Origin of the sequence: Pseudomonas sp. B28(2017) (assembly GCF_002113025.1) — a bacterium.
Classification (GTDB): Bacteria; Pseudomonadota; Gammaproteobacteria; order Pseudomonadales; family Pseudomonadaceae; genus Aquipseudomonas.
Genome location: NZ_NEJH01000015.1, coordinates 26,103 through 46,586 on the forward strand (window position 1 = coordinate 26,103; position 20,484 = coordinate 46,586).

Consider the following 20,484-nt stretch of genomic DNA (forward strand, 5'->3'; position numbering starts at 1 on the left):
CCGGCTTTTCGAAGTGGGAGGACCAACATGCCCAAGCAGTCGAGCATCCGTTCCGAACTGGCCGACGCGCTCTTTCGCATGCGCCGCAGTTTTTACTCGCTGGCAGCGTTCAGCGGCGTCATAAACGTCATGATGTTGACGCCAGCCGTTTATATGCTGCAGGTCTATGATCGAGCCCTGGTCAGTCGCAACGTCACGACGCTGGCGATGTTGACTGTCCTGGTGGTTGGACTGTTCTTGCTGATGTCCACGCTGGAAATGGTCCGCACCCGCGTGCTGATCCGGGTCGGCAACTGCCTCGACATGGAGCTCAACCGGCGCATTTTCACCGCAGCATTCGAGCGCAACCTGAGCCGCGCCGGAGGTAACCCGGCCCAGGCGCTGCAAGATCTCGCCCAGGTTCGTCAGTTCGTCACCGGCAATTCCCTGTTCGCTTTCTTCGATGCACCGTGGACGCCGATCTACCTGCTGGTCGCCTACCTGATCCACCCACTGCTCGGACTGCTCACACTGATCGGCTCGCTGATTCTGATGGGCCTGGCCTATCTCACTGAAAAGGCGACACAGAAGCCGCTGGCCGAAGCCAATCAGGCTGCCCTCTCCTCCGCCCAATACGCCAACAACAATCTACGCAACGCCGAGGTCATCGAGGCCATGGGCATGCTGCCGTCGATCAGCAAGCGCTGGTACCTGAGCCATTTGCGCATTCTGGAAATGCAGACCATGGCCTCCGACCGCGCCGCCTTGATCAGCAGCACCGGACGCTTCGTGCGCATCACCTTGCAGTCACTGATCCTCGGCGCCGGCGCGCTGCTGGCGATCGAAGGCAAAATCACCCCGGGGATGATGATTGCCTGCTCGATCCTCACCGGCCGCGCACTGGGCCCGGTGGAACAGGTCATCGCGTCGTGGAAGCAACTGCTCGGCTGCCGTTCGGCCTGGGGCCGGCTCAACGAGATGCTGCATGACTATCCGCGCCGGCCACCGAGCATGTCACTGCAGCGGCCGCAGGGCATGTTGGCGGTGGAGAATGTGTATGCCGGTGCCCCTGGCACCAACAACACGATTCTGCGCGGCGTGGGCTTCAGCCTTGTCCCCGGTGAAAGCCTTGGCATTATCGGCCCGTCCGCCTCGGGAAAATCCACCCTCGCCCGCCTGCTGGTTGGCGTCTGGCCGGCGCAAGCCGGCAAGGTACGCCTGGACGGCGCGGACATATTCACCTGGAACAAGGGCGAACTTGGCCCCTGGCTCGGTTACTTGCCACAGGACGTGGAGCTGTTCGAGGGCAACATCGCCGACAATATTGCGCGCTTTGGCGAAGTGGACAGCGAAGCGGTCATCCGCGCCGCCAAGATCACTGGCGTGCACGAGATGATCCTGCGTTTTCCACAAGGTTATGACACCCGTCTGGGCACCGATGGCAGCCCGCTTTCCGGGGGCCAGAAGCAGCGCATCGCCTTGGCCCGCGCGCTGTATGGCGAGCCCAATCTGATCGTGCTGGATGAGCCGAACGCCAACCTCGACGACGTCGGCGAAAAGGCCTTGGTCGATGCCCTGGCCGAACTCAAGGGCCGTGGCGCCACCGTCATTCTGATTTCCCACCGTCCCAACGTACTCTGCGCCGTCGATAAGGTGCTGATGCTGCGCGACGGCGGCGTGCAGATGCTCGGCACCCGCGATGAAGTATTCGCAGCGCTGCGCAAGGCCAGTGTGATGCCTGCAGGCGCATCGACTCCAATAGCCTCCGTCAAAGCACGGGAGTGACCGATCATGCAAATGAGCCAACACACCGAGATGATCAAAGCCGATACCAAGAGCGTGGTAGATCTGGACGTCGGTAAACCCGCGCGGTGGGGCGTGTGGCTAGTGCTCGCCGGCTTCGGCGGCTTCCTCCTGTGGTCCTGGCTGGCACCTCTGGATGCCGGCGTGGTAGCGACAGGTACGGTCAAAGTCACCAACAATCGCAAAGCCGTGCAGCACCTCACCGGCGGTACCGTGGAGGCCATTCTCGTTCGTGAAGGCGATCTGGTGACAAAAGGTCAGGAGGTGGTCCGCCTCGACTCGTTGCGTGCCGCTGCCGAAGAGGGTGCGGTCAGCGCCCAGTACATCGTCAGCAAGACCGTGGAAAACCGCCTGGAAGCGGAACGTGACGGCCGCGACGTGGTGAACTTCGACCCCGATTTGCTCCAGCGCTTCAAAGGTGACCACCGCCTGGAAGCCGCCATGGACCTGCAACAGCGCCTGCTGGACACCCGGCGCGCCGGTCTCGCTGGCGAAATCAGCATCCTGCAGGAGAACCTGGCGGCGTCAGCAGTGCAGCTCAAGGGCCTGCAGCAGGTCTATAGCGCCCGCGCCTCGCAGATCAGCTTCCTCAACCAGGAACTGCAAGGCACCCGCGTGCTGACGGCCGAAGGCTATGTGCCGCGCAACCGCCTGCTTGAGCTGGAACGCAACAATGCCGAGCTTTCCGCCGGTCAGGCCGAGAACCTCAACAACATTGCCCGCGTGCGTAGCCAGACCACCGAAATCAAGCTGCGCATCCTGCAGCGCCAGCACGATTACCTGAAGGAAGTCGAATCGCAACTGACTGAAACCGCCAAGGAAAACACCACCCTGGCCGACCGCTTGCGCGCGCTCGACTATGAAGTGACCCACACGGTGATCCGTGCGCCAATCGACGGCATGGTCCAGGCCCTGAGCATTGCCACCGTTGGCGGGGTGATTCAGCCCGGCTTCAAGATCATGGAAATCGTTCCGCTCAACGAGCCGCTGCAGGTCGACGCGATGATTCCCGTGCAGGCCATCGACAAGATGGTCCCCGGCCTGCCCGTGGACATTTCCTTCCCGGCCTTCAACCATGCCAAGACGCCAAACATCCCCGGTCGCGTGAAGACCATCTCCGCCGACCGCCTGATGGACGAGGAAAACAAGCAACCGTTCTATCTGGCTCAGGTGGAAGTTACGCCCGATGGCATGGGCCTGCTTGGCAGCAATCACATTCGCCCCGGCATGCCCGCCAGCGTCACCATCAAGACAGGCGAACGCAACATGATCAGCTATCTTCTTAAACCAATGCTCGATCGTGTGGACAGTTCATTCAAGGAACAATGAGATGGAACGTCGTTGCCTGTTCTTCTGCCTGCTGGGGTTGGCCCTGCCGGCCGATGCCATGGACCTCAAGCAAGCCTGGGATTTGTTGCAGTTCCAGGGCCCTATCTACCAGGCCTCCGTGCATGAAAAAGAGGCCGGCCAGGAAAACCGCGCCATTGGCAAGGCTGGCCTGCTACCGCAGATCAATGCCTCGGGCTACCACAACAAGGTCAATGGCTCCCAAAGCCAGAGCGGCATTGACAGAGATCTGCACTACGACTCCAAGGGCGCCAACGTGCGCCTGCGCCAGCCGCTGTTCAACAAACAGAAGATGGCCGAGTACCGCCAGGGTCAACAGCGTGCCGACTACAGCAACGCGGTGTTCGATGCCAAGACCCAGGACGCCGCGGTGCGCTTGTCCGAAAGCTATTTCGATGTGCTCCTGGCCAGCGAAACCATCGTCCTGGCCAAGTCCAAGCTGACAGCCTTCGAAGAGCAACTCGCTTCGGCGAAGCGGCGCATGGAGCTGGGGGCCGGCACCGTCACCGACATCGACGAGTCGGCCGCTCGCCGCGACCTCGCTGACGCCGAGCTGATCGAAGCGCAAGACAACCTGATCAACGCGCGCCGCAAGCTTGAGGAATATATCGGTGAAACCCCCGAGTCACTGACCACCTTGCGCCCGAGCTTCGATACACCACCGCTGCTACCGAGCAACCTGCAGGACTGGTTGGTCAAAGCCCAGACCGATAGCCCGCTGATCCATGCGCGCCGTTATAGCAGCGACCTTGCAGCAGAAGAAGTGAATCGTGCCAGGGCTGGCCACTGGCCAACACTGGATTTCATTGCCGGCTACACCGCGGGTGAGAGCCAGTCACTCTCCGAGTTGAATCAACGCAACCACTACGGCTCAATCGGGCTGGAAGTCAATATCCCACTGTACAGCGGTGGCGGTGTCAGCGCGCTGACACGCCAGGCCAGTGCCAATAGCGATAAGGCCATGGACGAACTCGACGCCGCGCGACAGGAAGTCATCACCGAAACCACCCGTGAGTATCAAGGCATTCTGAGCGGCGCCAAACGCATTCGCGCGCTGGAGAAGGCAGTGGAGTCCAACGAACGTTCACTGGCATCGTCACGCAAGGGCTTCAAAGAGGGTGGCACCAGCACCAACTCGGACGTCCTCAATGCCGAAGAGCTGCTCTTCGTTGCGCGCCACGATCTGTTCGAAGCCAAGATACGCTATTTGATGTCGCGCCTGCGTCTGGCCTCCTCGGTGGGCAGCCTGGGCGACGACGATATCAACCAGATCAACGACTACCTCGGCCCGGAACTGCTGGTCACCAAATGACGCTCACCAGCCGGCCGGTCGAACCAAATGATGGCTGACCGGCGTTTCCCTCCCATGATCCGGCCCTGGTCAATGCACCTCTCGTTTAACCCACTCCTTCATTGTTGCATCTCGGCGCAGAAAGGCAGCCGCCAACGAAAAAACGCCAACGTTGAAATTTGCCCACTAAGCCCTTGATTCCCTTTATGCTCGATCCAACCCCTAATGCAAAGCCAAGCCCGGCTCCAGGCTGTAAACTGTTTCCCCATGCGCAAACTTTTGTACCTGACATTCTCCGCGGCGTTGCTCGCCGCCCTCACGACCTACGCGATGTGGGCCGCGGACCGGCCGGTGGGACATTACCTTTCGGACCTGCGGATCAACCTGGCTGTCGACCGGGGTACGCCTGCGGACCGTGGCAATCTGTTGGGCATTCAGCCCGAACTGTTTCCTACCGATTATCAAAGTCCCGAGCGTTTGCACCGCAAGCTCGCAGCCTATCTGCAAGCAGCCCGGGACCAGGGTTTGTTGAACGGCAAGACTGTTGTCGTGTTGCCGGAACATGTTGGCACCTGGCTGATGGTCAGCGGCGAGAAGGATGAGCTGTATCAGGCCAGCACCCTCAAGGAGGCCATGAACTGGCTGGCGGTGAGCAACCCCCTCAAGTTCGCCAAGGCGTTGATCAGTGCCGAGGGTGGCAACCGTCTGGACGATGCCCACCTGCGCATGAAAGCCAAGGCAATGGCCAGGGACTACCAGGCCTTGTTCGGAGGACTGGCCAGGGAGTTCCACGTGACGCTGGTGGCGGGCTCCATTGTGCTGCCTGAACCGAGCATCATCGACGGCACCCTGAAAATCGGCCGCGGCGCGCTGTACAACAGCAGTGTAGTGTTCAACAACGAAGGCCTGCCGATTGGCCAGCCCCAGCGCCAAATACACCCCTTCTTCGCAGAACAGAACGGGATCAAGGCGAATGGCGAGCACTCGCTCAACGTCATTGATACCCCCGCAGGAAGGCTGGGTGTATTGATCGGCCGCGACAGCTGGTACCCGGAAAACTACCTCAAGCTCAACGAACAAAGCGTACAGCTGGTTGCGGTACCGGCCTTTGTCGCCGGCCGCGGCACCTGGGATCAGCCGTGGCGCGGCTACAGGGGTTCGCCTGCGCCTGCGTCGGTCAACCTGAAGCCTGGAGAAGTCAGTGAAGGCCAGGCCTGGCAGCGCCTGACCCTCACGACCCAGATACCGGCCAGTCAGGCTGTCGCTGGCATGAGTGTGTTCCTGCGGGGCCAGTTCTGGGACCAGGGTAGCGCCGGGCACAGTTTCCTGAGCAGTAACGGCCAGCACTTTGCCGATGGCAATGCCCAGGGTGCGCGCTTGCTGAACCTCTGGTTGTAAGCCATGAAACCGCAGCCGATGCGCCTCGGCGATCTGTCGGTGGGCTTTGTTCATAGCCTGGCCGATGCCGTGCGCAGCCACGGCATCGATCCGCAGCCATTGCTTGATCAATACGGCCTCGATGCCGCACGCCTGAGCGAAGCCGGTGCGCGACTGTCGATACCGCGCTACATGCGCCTGGGCCACAGCGCCATTCAACTGACTGACAACCCGGCCCTTGGCTTGCGCATGGGACAGCTCAGTCGTCTGAGCCAGATCGGCCTCGCAGGCGTCACCGCCGCCCAGGCGCCGACAGTTCGTGAAGCAGCCCGCTGCCTGATTCGATTCGAAGCCTTGTATGGTTCCAATTATCGGGGTCAATCAAGCTTTCACGAAGACGCCCAGGGTGCCTGGCTGCGTTTCTATTCGATCAGCCCCTATAACGCCTACAACCGCTTCGTGGTGGATTCGATCATCGCCGGCTGGTTGCAGCAATTATCCAGCGTCAGCCCCGCCCCTCTTCGCGCAGAACGTATCGAGATCGAATTCGAGGAACCCGGTTACCGCGCGGCCTATGACGTTTTGGGAGACTGTCCGATTCAGTTTGGCGGCGAGCGCAATCAACTGCGCCTGAGCCTGGCAAGTCTCGCCCAGCGCAACCCCGAGCATTGCCCGAGTACCTGGCGGCATTTGCTGCAACTGTGCGAGCGGGAACTGGAACAATTGACACGCACCCGCAGCCTGCGTGAACGCATCATCGCGCTGCTGGGACCATTGCTCAATGGTGGCCGGGAACCCGACCTGGAAGAAGTGGCGGCACGCCTGAAGCTGCCCACCTGGACCTTGCGCCGCAAACTTGCCGAGGAAGGCACGCAATTTCGCGCAATCCTCAATGAAACCCGTCGCGACCTGGCCATGACCTACATACGCGACACCGAACTGGCGTTCGGAGAAATCGCCTACCTGCTGGGCTTTGCCTCAGCCGAAGCGTTTCAACGCGCATTCAAACGCTGGAACGGGCAGACCCCAGGCGAATTTCGCCGCAGCCATCGCCAATCCGCCTGATGCCTACAACTCGGTAGCGTCTTCCGCCGGCTCCAGTGGGTCCAGCTCGAAAGCCTGGTACTCAAGCAGCTCTTCTTGATAATCGTCCATTTTTTAATCCCCCGACCTGTATTGAAAAACGTCTGAATAAATGACCCATTCCTTGAGCATAAAGTGCCCGCGTGAAAGAAAAATGACGCGGACACGACACTCTGTCGCTACTGAATAAAACGTAGCAGCTGGTCAGGAATTTATCATTGGTTTTTTCGCGGGAGGCCGCAGAACAGCGAACTTGCTTGATGCGGGTCAATCATCGAGGTGGCCACCGGATCGGTTCATCTGATCCGATCCGGTGGTGCCACCATCACTGGCCGGTGACAGGCATCGCCGGAATGGGTTCGCTCGGCGGTGGCAAGTCACTCGGGTTCGCCGGTGGCGTGACGATTGCCGGGGCCAGTGCAGGCTCTACACTGGCTGGTGTGATCGGCGCCGTTTCAGGAGGCGGCGCAACCGGCTCGGAAGCCGCAGGCATTGCTTCAACAGGTACCGGCCCGGGAGCAGCTGCAGCAGGCTCTGTAGCGGGTGTTACTGCCGGTGCAGGCGCGAGCGGTGCCGGTGCGGCCTTGGCTTCAGGCATGCCCAGGTCTGTTTTCGGCTTTTCGGTGATGTGCGCAGCCTTTTTCGCTTCCGGCGGCAGGAACAGTTCGACCAGTGCGAAGAAACGCTCGTAGAACTTGGCAGACGATACGGTTTCGCTGGCAACCTTGACCATCGAGTCATCAGAGGAGCCGATCGGCATCGACACCGAGCCCAACACACCCACACCAAGACTGGCGGAGTTGTTGGTCTTCTTCAGCGCATAACGATCCTGCAGAGCGTTGGCGAATACGGTCGCGTGATGCCCTTCGCTGCCATCATCGGCACACACCACACTGAAGCTGATCTCCATGTGGTTCTCGCCGCTCTGCTGGAAGCTCTTGTGACCGCTGACCAGCTTCGGATCGTTGCTGGTGATGATGTAGCCCTGGCTGAGCAAGGCGCGACGGGCGGCTTCACAGCTCTGGGTATCGGTGACCGGATAATTTCGGGAAAAGGTGCCGGAATCGTCGAAGTTCTCATGCTCGTAGATGGCGCCTTTGTTCGATGAACAACCGGCCGCGGCGGCAAGCACAGCTGCCAGCCCGACAATCCGCATGGGAAGTGATTTAAACATTGAACATCCTGAGGAAAACGGTTCGGGGCATATTGTGCAACAGATCGATGCTTAGCGGAGCATCGATTGTGTCTTAAAACGGTTACAGGCTGATTGACCCCGGTTTTACGCAAAAGTCCCGCGGCAAGTGACGTACGGCCAAACAAAAAGACCCCGGCCTTTCGGCCGGGGTCTCCTGTACAACGCTAAACCTGGTCTGGCATCAGTAACGCTGGATGTCCGCCTGGCTTTCCAGTTGCTTGCGATAAGCCGCAAAGTCTTGCTGGCCGATGCGCGAAGCGAGGTAGCGACGATACTGTGCTTTCTCTTCTTCGGTCGGCGCCGCCGCCTCGTTCACGCCATTGAGACGCACGATCATCAGGCTGCCATCCGCCAGCGTCACGCTGGTGAAGGTCGGCTTGTCCCTGGCCGCTGGCTTCGCCATGCGGAAGAGCGCTTGCAGCACAGCAGGGTCGACCCCTTCCTGAGCACGAGTCGCCACTTCAGTGACCTTCCAGGCCTGGCCGTCGACCGCCTGATCCAGCGGGGTCTTGCCATCGCGCAGGCTGGCAATCAGGGCTTCAGCCCTGGTCTTGGCATCGGCGCTGGCGTGCTCCTTGGCCAATTGCACACGGATCGCAGCAGAGACGCTCTCCAGCGGCAATTGAGAAGGCTTCAGATGCTCCTTGGCACGCAACACGACCACGGTTTCCGGATCGAGCTCGATGGCAGCGCTGTTCGCCCCCTCATCCAGGACTTCCTGGCTGAACGCGGCAGTGATCACGGCACGGTTGGCCGCAACACCTTCACCGCCTTCACGGCCGAACGGCTTGGACGTCTGGACGGTCAGCTTCAGATCCTGCGCTGGCTGCGCCAGATCGGACGCTTCGAACGAGGCGTCTTCCAGTTGCTTGCTCGCCTCAACGAAACGCTGCTCGACCTGCTGGGTTTTCAGACCACGGGTCAGCTTGTCTTTCAGGCTGGCGAACGTTGGCACTTCCGGGGCTTCCACACCCAACAGCTTGATCAGGTGGAAACCGAAGTCGGTGCGAACCGGCTCCGAGACCTGGTCCTTGGCCAACGAATACAGGGCCTTTTCGAACGCTGGGTCGTAGACGCCAGGACCGGCATAACCCAGGTCACCGCCGTTGTTCGCCGAACCCGGATCCTGGGAAAACTCCTTGGCCAGCGCCTCGAATTTCTCGCCCTTGGCCAGACGAGCCTGAATCTCTTCGATCTTCGCCTTGGCTTGCGCCTCGGTGGTCTTGCCATTCACTTCAATCAGAATGTGAGCAGCCCGGCGTTGCTCGGACAGGTTCGCGATTTCTTTCTGATAGGCCGCTTGCAGGTCTTCGTCCTTGACGCTGACCTGATCGAAGAAGGAAGCCTTCTTCAGCTCGAGATAATCGATGACCACTTGGTCCGGCGTCATGAATTCCTTGGCATGTTCGTCGTAGTAGGCCTTGACCTCTTCGTCGGTCAGCTTCACCGCCGCCGGGTCGGCCTTGATGTTCAGGGAGGCGAAATCGCGGGTCTGTTTTTCCAGACGGGCAAACGCCAGCACCTGTGCATCGGTCACGAAACCGCTACCTGCCAGGCCGGCACGCAGCTGGCCAATCAGCATTTCCTGAGCCAGCATCTGGCGGAATTGCATGCGGCTATAGCCGAGCTGGCGAATCACCTGGTCGAAACGCTCGGAGCTGAACTTGCCATCAACCTGAAACTCTGGTGTTTGCAGGATGACCTGATCAAGCGCCGCTTCGGAAAAGGCGAACTTCGATTTTTCTGCGCCTTGCAGCAGCAGCTTGCGATCGATCAGGCCCTTCAGAGCCGATTCGCGCAACATTTTTTCATCCAGCAAGGAAGCATCGAAATCCTTGCCCAGCTGTTGCATGAGCTGGCGGCGTTGCATATCGACCGCCTGGCTCAGCTCGTTCTGGCTGATTTCATCGCCGTTGACCTTGGCCGCATCATTGCTGTGCGACGTGGCCTTGAAAATGGCATCGAAACCGGTCAAGGCCATCAGAACTACGATGACCCCGATAATAGTCTTGGCAATCCAGCCTTGTGAATTGTCCCTGATATTCTGCAGCATGCGTCCCCCAGAAACGGTTGAACTTCAAAATTAGGCAACCGTGGAGCGTGGGTAGAATCCGGATAGAAGAAAGGCGCATCCGAGGATGCGCCTTCTCGTAACTGGCGGAGCGGATCGAGGGCTCGAACGGGCGCCCCTCGGTGTCTTGAACCGGCGACCTGCAGTCAGGACTGCCGCTCCGCTGCCAAGTCAGGCATGACCCCGACCCGGATGGGTAAAAACCTGAATCGAACTTAGTTGACAGCTTCTTTCAGTGCTTTACCGGCTTTGAAACCTGGTTTTTTGGCTGCTGCGATTTCCAGCGTCTTACCGGTCTGTGGGTTACGACCAATGCGAGCTGGACGATCAGTTACGGAGAAAGTACCGAAACCAACCAGAACAACAGAGTCGCCAGCCTTGAGAGCGCCAGTGACGGATTCGATTACAGCGTCCAGCGCACGGCCAGCAGCAGCTTTCGGGATATCAGCGGATGCAGCGATAGCATCAATCAGTTCCGACTTGTTCACTCTAAGTCCCCTTATATCTATTTGAGTATGATTCTAAGTTTTTTGGTGAAAGCAAAAACGAGTGCTGAATGGCCTACAGACACTTAAGAGCCGCTTTATAACAAGGGCTCTAAAAAGCTGTCAAGAAAGCCCCCCAGGCAAATACGTACTAATGCGTGCTAATTCTTTCCTTGGAATCCGACTCGCGTTTCTCATCCTTCGCGACTATCTCCGGAGCCACATCCGGCAAGGGCTCCGGCGCGTATTGCAGCGCAATTTGCAGGACCTCGTCAATCCATTTAACCGGTTTAATCTGTAGATCCTGCTTGATATTGTCCGGAATCTCTTTGAGATCGCGCACATTCTCTTCAGGAATGATCACAGTCTTGATTCCGCCACGATGGGCAGCCAGCAGTTTTTCTTTCAAACCGCCAATCGCCAGTACCTGGCCACGCAAAGTGATTTCGCCGGTCATTGCGACATCCGCGCGCACCGGAATGCTGGTCAATGCCGACACCAGGGCCGTACACATGCCTACACCGGCGCTAGGACCGTCCTTGGGAGTCGCCCCCTCCGGCATATGGATGTGCGTGTCGCGCTTCTCATGGAAGTCCAGGGGAATGCCCAGGCTTTTCGCCCGACTGCGAACAACGGTCAAGGCAGCGGTGATCGACTCGACCATCACGTCACCCAGGGAACCGGTCTTGATCAACTGGCCCTTGCCCGGTACCACAGCGGCTTCGATGGTCAGCAGTTCGCCGCCCACCTGAGTCCACGCCAGCCCGGTCACCTGGCCGATCTGATCCTGCTGCTCGGCCAGGCCGTAGCGGAATTTGCGCACGCCCAGGAAGTGCTCCAGCATGTCTGCGCTAACCTTAACCGAGAAGCGTTTTTCCAGCGCATGCTCCTTGACGGCCTTGCGGCAAACCTTGGCAATCTGACGCTCAAGCCCACGCACACCGGCTTCACGGGTGTAGTAGCGGATGATGTCGCGGATCGCCTCTTCGTCGAACTCCAACTCGCCTTTCTTCAGCCCGTTGGCAGCAATCTGCTTTGGCGAAAGGTATTTGACGGCGATGTTGATCTTCTCGTCTTCGGTGTAGCCCGGCAGACGGATCACTTCCATCCGGTCCAGTAACGCCGGCGGGATGTTCATCGAGTTCGAGGTGCACAGGAACATCACATCGGACAGGTCGTAATCGACTTCCAGATAGTGATCGTTGAAGTTGTGGTTCTGCTCTGGATCGAGCACTTCCAGCAACGCCGATGCCGGATCGCCACGCATGTCGCTGCCCATCTTGTCGATTTCATCGAGCAGGAACAGCGGATTGCGGACACCCACTTTTGTCATCTTTTGAATCAATCTTCCTGGCATCGAACCGATGTAAGTACGGCGATGACCACGAATTTCCGCTTCGTCACGCACGCCACCGAGGGCCATACGTACGAATTTGCGGTTGGTGGCGTGAGCGATCGACTCCGCCAGGGACGTTTTACCTACCCCTGGAGGACCGACCAGGCACAACACCGGACCACGAATTTTCTTCACGCGCTTTTGCACGGCGAGGTATTCGAGGATGCGTTCCTTGACCTCTTCCAGGCCATAGTGGTCGGCATCCAGAATGTCTTCGGCGCGCGCCAGGTCCAGGCGCACCTTGCTCTGGGCCTTCCACGGCACTTGCACCAGCCAGTCGATGTACGAACGCACCACGGTCGCTTCCGCGGACATCGGCGACATCTGCTTGAGCTTGTTCAGCTCGGCCGTTGCCTTGGCCAGTGCGTCTTTCGGCAGGCCGGCGGCATCGATACGCTTTTTCAGCTCTTCGACTTCGTTGTGACCTTCGTCGCTGTCGCCGAGCTCTTTCTGAATGGCCTTCATCTGCTCATTCAGGTAGTACTCGCGCTGACTGCGCTCCATTTGTTTTTTGACGCGACCGCGAATGCGTTTTTCAACTTGCAGCAGATCGATCTCGGCATCCAGCAACGCCAGAACGTGCTCGACCCGTGCCGACAAATCGATGATTTCGAGAATTTCCTGCTTCTGTTCGATCTTCAGGGCCATGTGCGCGGCCATGGTGTCCACCAGGCGGCCCGGCTCGTCGATGCTGTTGAGCGACGACAGGACTTCAGCCGGGACTTTCTTGCCCAACTGCACATATTGCTCGAACTGCGACAGCAAGCTGCGAACGAACACTTCCGACTCGCGCTCTGGCGCGTCGACTTCGTCGATCAGGGAGACTTCGGCACGGCAGTGGCCATCCACTTCGCTGAAGCGCTCAACGGCGCCCCGCTGCTCGCCTTCGACCAGAACCTTGACCGTGCCGTCAGGCAGCTTCAGCAGCTGCAGAACGGTAGCAATTGTACCAACGCGATACAGGGCATCTTCACCGGGATCGTCGTCAGCCGGGTTTCTCTGGGCCAGCAGAAGAATCTGCTTGTCACCCGTCATCGCAGCCTCAAGGGCTTCGATGGATTTCTCGCGCCCCACGAACAGCGGGATAACCATGTGCGGATAAACCACGACATCACGCAATGGCAGGAGAGGCAATTCGATGGTTGTCTTCATGATTTCGCCTCTACGGCGGCCATAAGGCCGTAAACAGATGGAAGTAAGCTTGAAACCAAGATGGGGGCTGCCTTGAAAAAAAACAAGCACAAAGACGGTGTTAAAACCCGCAAAAAGCAAAGGGGCCCGAAGGCCCCTTCTTTATTCAAGCTGCGTAACGCTTAAGCGTCTGGCGCGGCCTTGGCGGTCGGCTCACTGTTTTCATAGATATACAGTGGCTTGGACTTGCCTTCTATCACGCTTTCATCGATCACCACTTTGCTCACCTCGGATTGCGAGGGGATTTCATACATGGTGTCGAGCAATACACCTTCGAGAATCGAACGCAGGCCACGGGCACCGGTTTTACGCTCCAGGGCACGCTTGGCGACCGATTTCAGAGCGTCGGAACGGAACTCCAGATCAACGCCCTCCATCTCGAACAGCTTGGCATACTGCTTGGTCAGGGCATTTTTCGGCTCGGTGAGGATCTGCATCAACGCAGCCTCGTCAAGCTCGTCCAGCGTGGCAAGTACCGGCAGACGACCGACGAATTCCGGGATCAGACCGAACTTGACCAGATCATCAGGTTCGACTTCACGCAGGGATTCACCGACTTTCTTGCCCTCTTCCTTGCTGCGCACTTCTGCACTGAAGCCGATGCCACCCTTGGTGGAACGGTTTTGAATAACCTTTTCCAGACCGGAAAATGCACCGCCGCAGATGAACAGGATGTTACGGGTGTCAACCTGCAGGAATTCCTGCTGCGGATGCTTGCGACCACCTTGAGGCGGAACGGAAGCGACCGTGCCTTCGATCAACTTGAGCAGGGCCTGCTGCACACCTTCACCGGAAACGTCCCGGGTGATCGAAGGGTTGTCAGACTTGCGCGAAATCTTGTCGATTTCATCGATGTAGACAATGCCCATCTGGGCTTTTTCTACGTCGTAATCGCATTTCTGCAGCAACTTCTGAATGATGTTCTCGACATCTTCACCCACGTAACCCGCCTCGGTGAGGGTGGTTGCGTCGGCGATGGTGAACGGAACGTTCAGCAAGCGGGCCAGTGTTTCGGCAAGCAGGGTTTTACCCGAGCCTGTCGGGCCGATCAGCAGGATGTTGCTCTTGCCGAGTTCGACGTCGTCATTCTTTTTGTCACGCTGATTCAGGCGCTTGTAGTGGTTATACACCGCTACGGCCAGAACCTTTTTCGCACGCTCCTGACCAATCACATACTGATCGAGGATGCCGCTGATTTCTTTAGGCGAAGGCAATTTATGCGCACTGCTTTCGGCCTGTGCTTCCTGCACCTCCTCGCGGATGATGTCATTGCACAGGTCGACGCACTCGTCGCAGATAAAGACCGAGGGGCCGGCAATCAATTTGCGTACTTCATGCTGGCTTTTGCCACAGAAGGAGCAATAGAGCAGCTTGCCGTTGTCCTCGCCGTTGCGGGTGTCAGTCATTCGTTCGATCCAAATCCGATAGGCTTGCAACACAAGATGAAGGCTATTGCGGGCTTTTTCAAGCCCGCTGGTGTCGGACCCGCCGACCAAGCCTGTTTTGAGCTGCTTATTTTAAACAGGGCGCTGGCTGATCACTTCGTCGATCAAGCCGTACTCACGCGCAGCTTCTGCGCTCATGAAATTATCGCGGTTGGTATCGCGCTCGATTTCTTCAAGCGTGCGCCCGCTATGCTTGGCCATCAGCGTGTTGAGACGCTCGCGGATAAACAGGATTTCCTTGGCATGGATTTCGATATCCGATGCCTGACCCTGGAAACCGCCCAATGGCTGGTGAATCATCACACGCGAGTTCGGCAGGCAGTAACGCTTGCCGGGGGCACCGGCCGTCAGCAGAAACGCGCCCATGCTGCACGCCTGACCGATACAGGTAGTCGACACGTTGGGTTTGATGAACTGCATGGTGTCGTAGATCGACATACCCGCCGTCACCGAACCGCCCGGGGAGTTGATATAGAGATGGATGTCCTTGTCCGGGTTTTCCGCTTCAAGGAACAGCAGTTGCGCACAGATCAGGTTAGCCATGTAGTCCTCTACCGGGCCAACCAGAAAGATCACTCGCTCCTTGAGGAGGCGCGAGTAGATGTCGTAGGCGCGCTCGCCACGAGCGGACTGCTCGACAACCATCGGGACCAGGCCGCCTGCGGCCTGGATATCAGAGTTCTGCTGAATATACGAATTACGGAACATGCTCTGCAGTCACTCCCAAATAGTTATGTCTTGAATACGCATAAGCCAGCACGAAGGCTGGCTTATGGTGTTTGCTTCTTACCGCAAAAGTGATTAGTCGGCTTGTGGTGCTTCTACCGGCTTGACCGCTTCTTCGTAAGAGACCGATTTGTCGGTCACGCTAGCTTTCTGCAGAACAGTATCCACAACTTGCTCTTCCAGCACAACCGAACGAACTTCGTTCAGTTGCTGGTCGTTTTTGTAGTACCAGGACACAACTTGCTCAGGCTCCTGGTAGGCCGAAGCCATTTCCTGAATCATCTCGCGAACGCGGGCTTCGTCAGGCTTGAGGTCGAATTGCTTGACCACTTCTGCCACGATCAGGCCCAGCACTACGCGACGCTTGGCTTGCTCTTCGAACAGCTCGGCCGGCAGTTGGTCAGGCTTGATATTGCCCCCGAACTGCTGAACAGCCTGCACGCGCAGACGGTCAACTTCGTTGGACAGCAGAGCCTTTGGCACTTCAATCGGGTTGGAGGCCAGCAGACCGTCCATTACCTGATTCTTGACCTTGGATTTGATCGCCTGACGCAGTTCACGCTCCATGTTCTTGCGAACTTCGGCACGGAAACCTTCCAGACCGGTTTCCTTGATACCGAATTGAGCGAAGAACTCTTCGGTCAGCTCTGGCAGCTTTGGCTCGGAAACGGTGTTTACAGTCACGGTGAACTCGGCGGTTTTGCCAGCCAGGTCCAGGTTCTGATAGTCCTCTGGGAAGGTCAGGTTCAGAACGCGTTCTTCACCAGCTTTAGCACCAACCAGACCGTCTTCGAAACCAGGGATCATGCGGCCGGAACCCAGAACCAGCTGAGTACCCTTGGCGGAACCGCCAGCGAACACTTCACCGTCGACCTTGCCGACGAAATCGATGTTCAGTTGGTCTTCGTTTTGAGCAGCGCGATCGGCCACTTCGAAACGGGTGTTCTGCTTGCGCAGGATTTCCAGCATCTTGTCCAGATCGGCATCAGCCACGTCAGCGCTCAGGCGCTCGACGGTGATACCTTCGAAACCGGCAACGGTGAACTCAGGGAACACTTCGAATACGGCTACGTATTCCAGGTCCTTGCCAGCTTCCAGGGACTTTGGCTCGATCGAAGGCTGGCCAGCCGGGTTCAGCTTCTGCTCAACCACAGCTTCGTAGAAGGAAGACTGGATCACGTCGCCTACGGCTTCCTGACGAGCATCGGCACCGAAACGGCGCTTGATTTCGCTCATTGGCACCTTGCCTGGACGGAAGCCAGCAATCTTGGCCTTTTGGGCGGTCTGCTGCAGACGCTTGTTGACCTGGCTCTCGATGCGCTCAGCCGGCACGGTGACGCTCATGCGGCGCTCAAGAGCAGTAGTATTTTCAACAGAAACTTGCATGGATATTCCTCGTTGCACAGACGTTAGCCGGCCGTTTCCGACCCCAGAATCAAGGGCATGCATTCTAGTGGGTCAAACTCAAGAAGTCACCCTACTGAAAACGGGTAAAAAAGCAGCAGGCAATTTATAGGTGCGAATGCACGAATGCACCTCGCCCCGATGGCAAATACAACCAATCACGCCAAGGCTCTGCGCCGACCTTTCCATATATGGAAGAGGTCGCCAGTCATCCCCCTGACAGCCGAGCTCGCAAGCAAGGCCGGCGGGCAGGACAGCATCATCGAGAAACATAAATACGACGAAACGCCCCGCCCCTGCGACCCGGAACCTGCGGCCGCTGAAACAAAAAAGGCGCCAGACTTTTCAATCTGGCGCCTTTCGAAATATGGGGTGGACGATGGGGATCGAACCCACGACAACGGGAGTCACAATCCCGTGCTCTACCAACTGAGCTACGCCCACCATATTGCCTGATAAAGAAGCCAAACAACTTCTTTATGAAGCTCCAGCCAGGCCGACAGCCTGATTGAAACTTTATCTGGTGCGGATGAAGAGACTCGAACTCTTACGCCTCGCGGCGCTGGAACCTAAATCCAGTGTGTCTACCAATTCCACCACATCCGCGGATGAAGCCTTTAAAGCAAAGGCGCCAGACTATTAATCTGGCGCCTTTCGAAATATGGGGTGGACGATGGGGATCGAACCCACGACAACGGGAGTCACAATCCCGTGCTCTACCAACTGAGCTACGCCCACCATATTGCGCTACTTGTGCCAAAGCTGCCTAATGGCGCACCCGGCAGGACTCGAACCTGCGACCATCCGCTTAGAAGGCGGATGCTCTATCCAGCTGAGCTACGGGCGCCTCGTTAGCTGTAACCTTGGAGGACTACAAACTAAGTGCTTTCCAGTCTCGCAGAACCGTAATTCCGCTCAACCTTCCTAACCAGTGCTAGGCTGTGCCCGACAAGTGCGACGAATAGTATAGAGCCCCCCGAAGGTCGTCAAATCCTTTTTAAAAAAAATTCATTTAATTAAAGGAGTTAGGGGAATTTGCAGACCAAGCGCCTTTGCCCTCACCGCATGACATGCGAGAATGCGTTCTCTTTTTTTCCCCTCTCGATGGTTAATCACGCGCAATGACTGCACAACTAATCGACGGCAAATCGATCGCCGCCAGCCTGCGCCAGCAGATCGCCCAACGTGTCACCGAGCGTCGCCAGCAAGGTCTGCGCACGCCCGGCCTTGCGGTGATCCTGGTCGGCAGCGATCCTGCCTCTCAGGTTTATGTCTCGCACAAGCGTAAAGACTGTGAAGAGGTCGGCTTTCTATCACAAGCTTATGACCTGCCTTCCGAAACCACTCAAGAAGCGCTGACCGAACTGATCGATCGCCTGAACGACGATCCTGCAATCGACGGCGTTCTGCTCCAGCTTCCGCTTCCCGAACACCTGGACGCCTCCCGGCTGCTGGAGCGCATTCGTCCGGATAAGGACGTCGACGGGTTCCACCCTTATAACGTCGGTCGCCTGGCCCAGCGTATCCCTTTACTGCGCCCATGCACCCCCAAGGGCATCATGACTCTGCTGGAAAGCACCGGCGCCGATCTTTACGGGATGAATGCCGTGGTTGTCGGCGCTTCCAATATCGTAGGCCGCCCGATGGCGATGGAATTGCTGCTGGCCGGTTGCACTGTGACGGTCACCCACCGTTTTACCAAGGACCTGGCCGGTCATGTCGGCCGTGCGGACCTGGTCGTCGTAGCCGCCGGCAAGCCGGGCCTGGTCAAGGGCGAGTGGATCAAGGAAGGTGCGATCGTGATCGATGTCGGCATCAACCGCCAGGAAGACGGCAAGCTGGTCGGTGACGTGATCTATGAAACCGCCCTGCCCCGCGCAGGCTGGATCACTCCGGTACCAGGCGGCGTTGGCCCGATGACCCGTGCCTGCCTGCTGGAGAACACCCTGTACGCCGCTGAAACCCTGCACAGCTAGGTTTCAACGCGCACGCTCACAGCGAGTCAAAGAACCCCGCCCCTGGCGGGGTTTTTTTGCCTTCGAAAAAACCTCGACCGCCCGCCGGAAAATGACTTTTTTTTCATGTTTCTCAGGACTTTCGCCTGTTACTTGAACAACCATCGACAGTTATTCAGCCATACTCCAGAATGTCGCGCCTTTCAGGAAACAGTCCGTTACAAAACGGCTTATCAACACCCTTTATGAGTCTGCCAGCGTGAAAATTTGTCTTTCCATCCTGAGCTTATTTTTAGTAATTACAGGGACCTTCATCACGCCCTTCGCCAGCGCTGGCGAAACAACCGCAGCGCCGCGAGATACGAAGACACTCAAGCTCGCTTCTGGCAGCTCCTTGCTGCTGGATATGCAGACCAACAAAGTCATCTATGCCAGCAATCCTGACGTGGTGGTGCCGATCGCTTCCGTCAGCAAGTTGATGACTGGCCTGGTCGTGGTTGAAGCCCGGCAGAACATGGACGAATACATCGACGTCAACATCAGCGACACACCGGAAATGAAAGGCGTGTTCTCCCGGGTCAAGCTCCGGAGCGAACTGCCGCGCAGGGAAATGCTGCTGATTGCCCTGATGTCCTCGGAAAACCGCGCCGCCGCGACTCTGGCGCACCACTATCCGGGCGGCTATGCCGCGTTCATTGCTGCAATGAACGCCAAGGCCCGGGCACTGGGCATGACCAACACGCATTTCGTCGAGCCAACCGGTCTCTCCCCGCGCAACGTGTCGACCGCTCGCGACCTGAGCAAGCTGTTGATCGCCGCGCACAAGTACCCGCTTCTGACCGAGCTGAGCACGACCAAGGAAAAAACCGTCTCGTTCCGTAAACCCAACTACAGCCTGGGCTTTCGCAACACCGACCATTTGGTCCGCAAGCCGGACTGGGACATTCAACTGACGAAAACCGGTTTCACCAACGAAGCCGGTCACTGCCTGGTGCTGGTGACCCGGATGGCTAACCGCCCGGTTGCCCTGGTGATCCTCGATGCCTACGGCAAGTACACCCATTTTGCCGATGCCACGCGCATGCGTAACTGGGTTGAAACCGGCCACAGCGCGGATGTGCCTTCGGTCGCCCTGCAATACAAATCGGACAAGAACCTCAAGCATCGCCAGAGCGGCGTGATTGAGGCCTCGAAGTAACGAAACAGCAACACACGAAAAGCCCCGATCGAACGGGGCTTTTTTTCGCCAGTCGTTTAGTCGTTGGGCAACGGCATCTGGTCGTCATCCGGGATGCCGTCACCGGTACTTGGATCTCGCCAACCCTTCGGCTGCCCAGTGGGCACCACCGATGGCCGCGCCAAGGGATCCCTCAACGGGCTGTCGGGATCCATCACCGGATCAGTGCTTTGCTCGGGGGTTGTGGGGACAGTTTCCGGACGTTTGTCGTCGAAACTGGAATCAATAGACATACGCACCTCCATTGGACCTAAGGCTTCAGATTACCCAGTGGATCATAGGGCTTTGCCGGAGCCTTGGGGTTGTCACCCGGTTTCACGTCCCTCGGTGCCTTGGCAGGCCCGATGGGGTCGACCTGTGGATCGGCAAGGTCCGGGGAATCGGGGTCAAAACCCAGCTCATTGCCAGACGAATGTTCGGACGAATGCGGACCGACGGGCGTTGTGGAATGAGCCATGAGCGCCTCCTGATCTCGGCCCGGATAATGTTGCGGGCCCAT

General features: G+C 58.1%; 16 protein-coding genes and 4 tRNA genes. 7 read left to right on the forward strand and 13 right to left on the reverse strand.

Annotation, left to right across the window (positions count from 1 at the left end; all coding sequences use genetic code 11):
* Window positions 1-27 precede the first annotated feature (27 nt).
* The 5 genes from CAF65_RS25150 (at window position 28) to CAF65_RS25170 (ending at window position 6,862) form a co-directional block, all read left to right on the forward strand.
* Window positions 28-1,764 carry a type I secretion system permease/ATPase gene (locus CAF65_RS25150; protein WP_085718700.1) on the forward strand — a complete coding sequence of 579 codons (1,737 nt, stop codon included), beginning with the start codon at window positions 28-30 and terminating at the stop codon, window positions 1,762-1,764.
* Between the two features lie 6 nt (window positions 1,765-1,770).
* A complete protein-coding gene (locus CAF65_RS25155; protein WP_085718701.1) occupies window positions 1,771-3,111 on the forward strand; it encodes an HlyD family type I secretion periplasmic adaptor subunit in 1,341 nt (446 codons plus the stop codon).
* Window position 3,112: 1 nt separating this feature from the next.
* A complete protein-coding gene (locus CAF65_RS25160) occupies window positions 3,113-4,441 on the forward strand; it encodes a TolC family outer membrane protein (RefSeq protein ID WP_085718702.1) in 1,329 nt (442 codons plus the stop codon).
* 246 nt (window positions 4,442-4,687) lie between these two features.
* Window positions 4,688-5,818, forward strand: a complete 1,131-nt coding sequence (locus CAF65_RS25165) for a carbon-nitrogen hydrolase family protein (protein WP_085718703.1) — start codon at window positions 4,688-4,690, stop codon at window positions 5,816-5,818.
* A gap of 3 nt (window positions 5,819-5,821) precedes the next feature.
* Window positions 5,822-6,862 (forward strand): AraC family transcriptional regulator, encoded by a 1,041-nt coding sequence (locus tag CAF65_RS25170; protein ID WP_085718704.1) that lies wholly within the window; start codon window positions 5,822-5,824, stop codon window positions 6,860-6,862.
* A 343-nt stretch (window positions 6,863-7,205) separates the two neighbouring features.
* Here the strand turns inward: CAF65_RS25170 and CAF65_RS25175 are convergent, their stop codons facing one another.
* The 11 genes from CAF65_RS25175 to CAF65_RS25225 all read right to left on the reverse strand — a co-directional run bounded on the left by CAF65_RS25175 (window position 7,206) and on the right by CAF65_RS25225 (window position 17,640).
* Complete coding sequence (locus CAF65_RS25175; RefSeq protein ID WP_085718705.1) at window positions 7,206-8,054, reverse strand: DUF2242 domain-containing protein; 849 nt, start codon at window positions 8,052-8,054, stop codon at window positions 7,206-7,208.
* Window positions 8,055-8,256: 202 nt separating this feature from the next.
* Window positions 8,257-10,128 carry a SurA N-terminal domain-containing protein gene (locus tag CAF65_RS25180; protein ID WP_085718706.1) on the reverse strand — a complete coding sequence of 624 codons (1,872 nt, stop codon included), beginning with the start codon at window positions 10,126-10,128 and terminating at the stop codon, window positions 8,257-8,259.
* 233 nt (window positions 10,129-10,361) lie between these two features.
* A complete protein-coding gene (locus CAF65_RS25185) occupies window positions 10,362-10,634 on the reverse strand; it encodes an HU family DNA-binding protein (RefSeq protein WP_002552737.1) in 273 nt (90 codons plus the stop codon).
* A gap of 148 nt (window positions 10,635-10,782) precedes the next feature.
* On the reverse strand, window positions 10,783-13,179 hold the full coding sequence (gene lon / locus CAF65_RS25190) for an endopeptidase La (protein WP_085718707.1): 2,397 nt from the start codon (window positions 13,177-13,179) through the stop codon (window positions 10,783-10,785).
* A 161-nt stretch (window positions 13,180-13,340) separates the two neighbouring features.
* The gene (gene clpX, locus CAF65_RS25195) at window positions 13,341-14,624 is read right to left on the reverse strand and encodes an ATP-dependent Clp protease ATP-binding subunit ClpX (protein ID WP_008019824.1); all 1,284 of its coding nucleotides are present in this window, start codon (window positions 14,622-14,624) and stop codon (window positions 13,341-13,343) included.
* Window positions 14,625-14,735: 111 nt separating this feature from the next.
* Window positions 14,736-15,371 carry an ATP-dependent Clp endopeptidase proteolytic subunit ClpP gene (gene clpP / locus CAF65_RS25200; RefSeq protein ID WP_085718708.1) on the reverse strand — a complete coding sequence of 212 codons (636 nt, stop codon included), beginning with the start codon at window positions 15,369-15,371 and terminating at the stop codon, window positions 14,736-14,738.
* A gap of 93 nt (window positions 15,372-15,464) precedes the next feature.
* A complete protein-coding gene (gene tig, locus CAF65_RS25205) occupies window positions 15,465-16,775 on the reverse strand; it encodes a trigger factor (RefSeq protein WP_085718709.1) in 1,311 nt (436 codons plus the stop codon).
* A 386-nt stretch (window positions 16,776-17,161) separates the two neighbouring features.
* Window positions 17,162-17,237: transfer RNA gene (locus CAF65_RS25210), tRNA-His, on the reverse strand.
* Between the two features lie 77 nt (window positions 17,238-17,314).
* Window positions 17,315-17,399: transfer RNA gene (locus CAF65_RS25215), tRNA-Leu, on the reverse strand.
* A 56-nt stretch (window positions 17,400-17,455) separates the two neighbouring features.
* Window positions 17,456-17,531 (reverse strand) — tRNA-His (locus tag CAF65_RS25220).
* A gap of 32 nt (window positions 17,532-17,563) precedes the next feature.
* Window positions 17,564-17,640 (reverse strand) — tRNA-Arg (locus tag CAF65_RS25225).
* Window positions 17,641-17,914: 274 nt separating this feature from the next.
* Here CAF65_RS25225 and folD point away from each other — a divergent pair.
* Together folD and pbpG are read left to right on the forward strand one after the other, a co-directional pair.
* Complete coding sequence (folD, locus tag CAF65_RS25230) at window positions 17,915-18,769, forward strand: bifunctional methylenetetrahydrofolate dehydrogenase/methenyltetrahydrofolate cyclohydrolase FolD (protein WP_085718710.1); 855 nt, start codon at window positions 17,915-17,917, stop codon at window positions 18,767-18,769.
* A 238-nt stretch (window positions 18,770-19,007) separates the two neighbouring features.
* Window positions 19,008-19,946, forward strand: a complete 939-nt coding sequence (gene pbpG / locus CAF65_RS25235) for a D-alanyl-D-alanine endopeptidase (RefSeq protein WP_085718711.1) — start codon at window positions 19,008-19,010, stop codon at window positions 19,944-19,946.
* 56 nt (window positions 19,947-20,002) lie between these two features.
* Here pbpG and CAF65_RS25240 read toward each other — a convergent pair whose 3' ends face one another.
* Window positions 20,003-20,218, reverse strand: coding sequence for a hypothetical protein (locus CAF65_RS25240; RefSeq protein ID WP_085718712.1), 216 nt, complete (start codon window positions 20,216-20,218; stop codon window positions 20,003-20,005).
* Between the two features lie 17 nt (window positions 20,219-20,235).
* Window positions 20,236-20,442: a DUF6021 family protein gene (locus tag CAF65_RS25245; RefSeq protein ID WP_008016225.1), complete on the reverse strand. Its 207-nt coding sequence runs from the start codon at window positions 20,440-20,442 to the stop codon at window positions 20,236-20,238.
* Window positions 20,443-20,484 lie beyond the last annotated feature (42 nt).

What these genes read in the sequence shown, in the direction of transcription:
- CAF65_RS25150 (WP_085718700.1), top strand. Translation starts at nt 28, where the DNA reads ATGCCCAAGCAGTCGAGCATCCGTTCCGAACTGGCCGACGCGCTCTTT.
- CAF65_RS25155 (WP_085718701.1), top strand. Translation starts at nt 1,771, where the DNA reads ATGCAAATGAGCCAACACACCGAGATGATCAAAGCCGATACCAAGAGC.
- CAF65_RS25160 (WP_085718702.1), top strand. Translation starts at nt 3,113, where the DNA reads ATGGAACGTCGTTGCCTGTTCTTCTGCCTGCTGGGGTTGGCCCTGCCG.
- CAF65_RS25165 (WP_085718703.1), top strand. Translation starts at nt 4,688, where the DNA reads ATGCGCAAACTTTTGTACCTGACATTCTCCGCGGCGTTGCTCGCCGCC.
- CAF65_RS25170 (WP_085718704.1), top strand. Translation starts at nt 5,822, where the DNA reads ATGAAACCGCAGCCGATGCGCCTCGGCGATCTGTCGGTGGGCTTTGTT.
- CAF65_RS25175 (WP_085718705.1), bottom strand. Translation starts at nt 8,054, where the DNA reads ATGTTTAAATCACTTCCCATGCGGATTGTCGGGCTGGCAGCTGTGCTT.
- CAF65_RS25180 (WP_085718706.1), bottom strand. Translation starts at nt 10,128, where the DNA reads ATGCTGCAGAATATCAGGGACAATTCACAAGGCTGGATTGCCAAGACT.
- lon (WP_085718707.1), bottom strand. Translation starts at nt 13,179, where the DNA reads ATGAAGACAACCATCGAATTGCCTCTCCTGCCATTGCGTGATGTCGTG.
- clpX (WP_008019824.1), bottom strand. Translation starts at nt 14,624, where the DNA reads ATGACTGACACCCGCAACGGCGAGGACAACGGCAAGCTGCTCTATTGC.
- clpP (WP_085718708.1), bottom strand. Translation starts at nt 15,371, where the DNA reads ATGTTCCGTAATTCGTATATTCAGCAGAACTCTGATATCCAGGCCGCA.
- tig (WP_085718709.1), bottom strand. Translation starts at nt 16,775, where the DNA reads ATGCAAGTTTCTGTTGAAAATACTACTGCTCTTGAGCGCCGCATGAGC.
- folD (WP_085718710.1), top strand. Translation starts at nt 17,915, where the DNA reads ATGACTGCACAACTAATCGACGGCAAATCGATCGCCGCCAGCCTGCGC.
- CAF65_RS25240 (WP_085718712.1), bottom strand. Translation starts at nt 20,218, where the DNA reads ATGTCTATTGATTCCAGTTTCGACGACAAACGTCCGGAAACTGTCCCC.
- CAF65_RS25245 (WP_008016225.1), bottom strand. Translation starts at nt 20,442, where the DNA reads ATGGCTCATTCCACAACGCCCGTCGGTCCGCATTCGTCCGAACATTCG.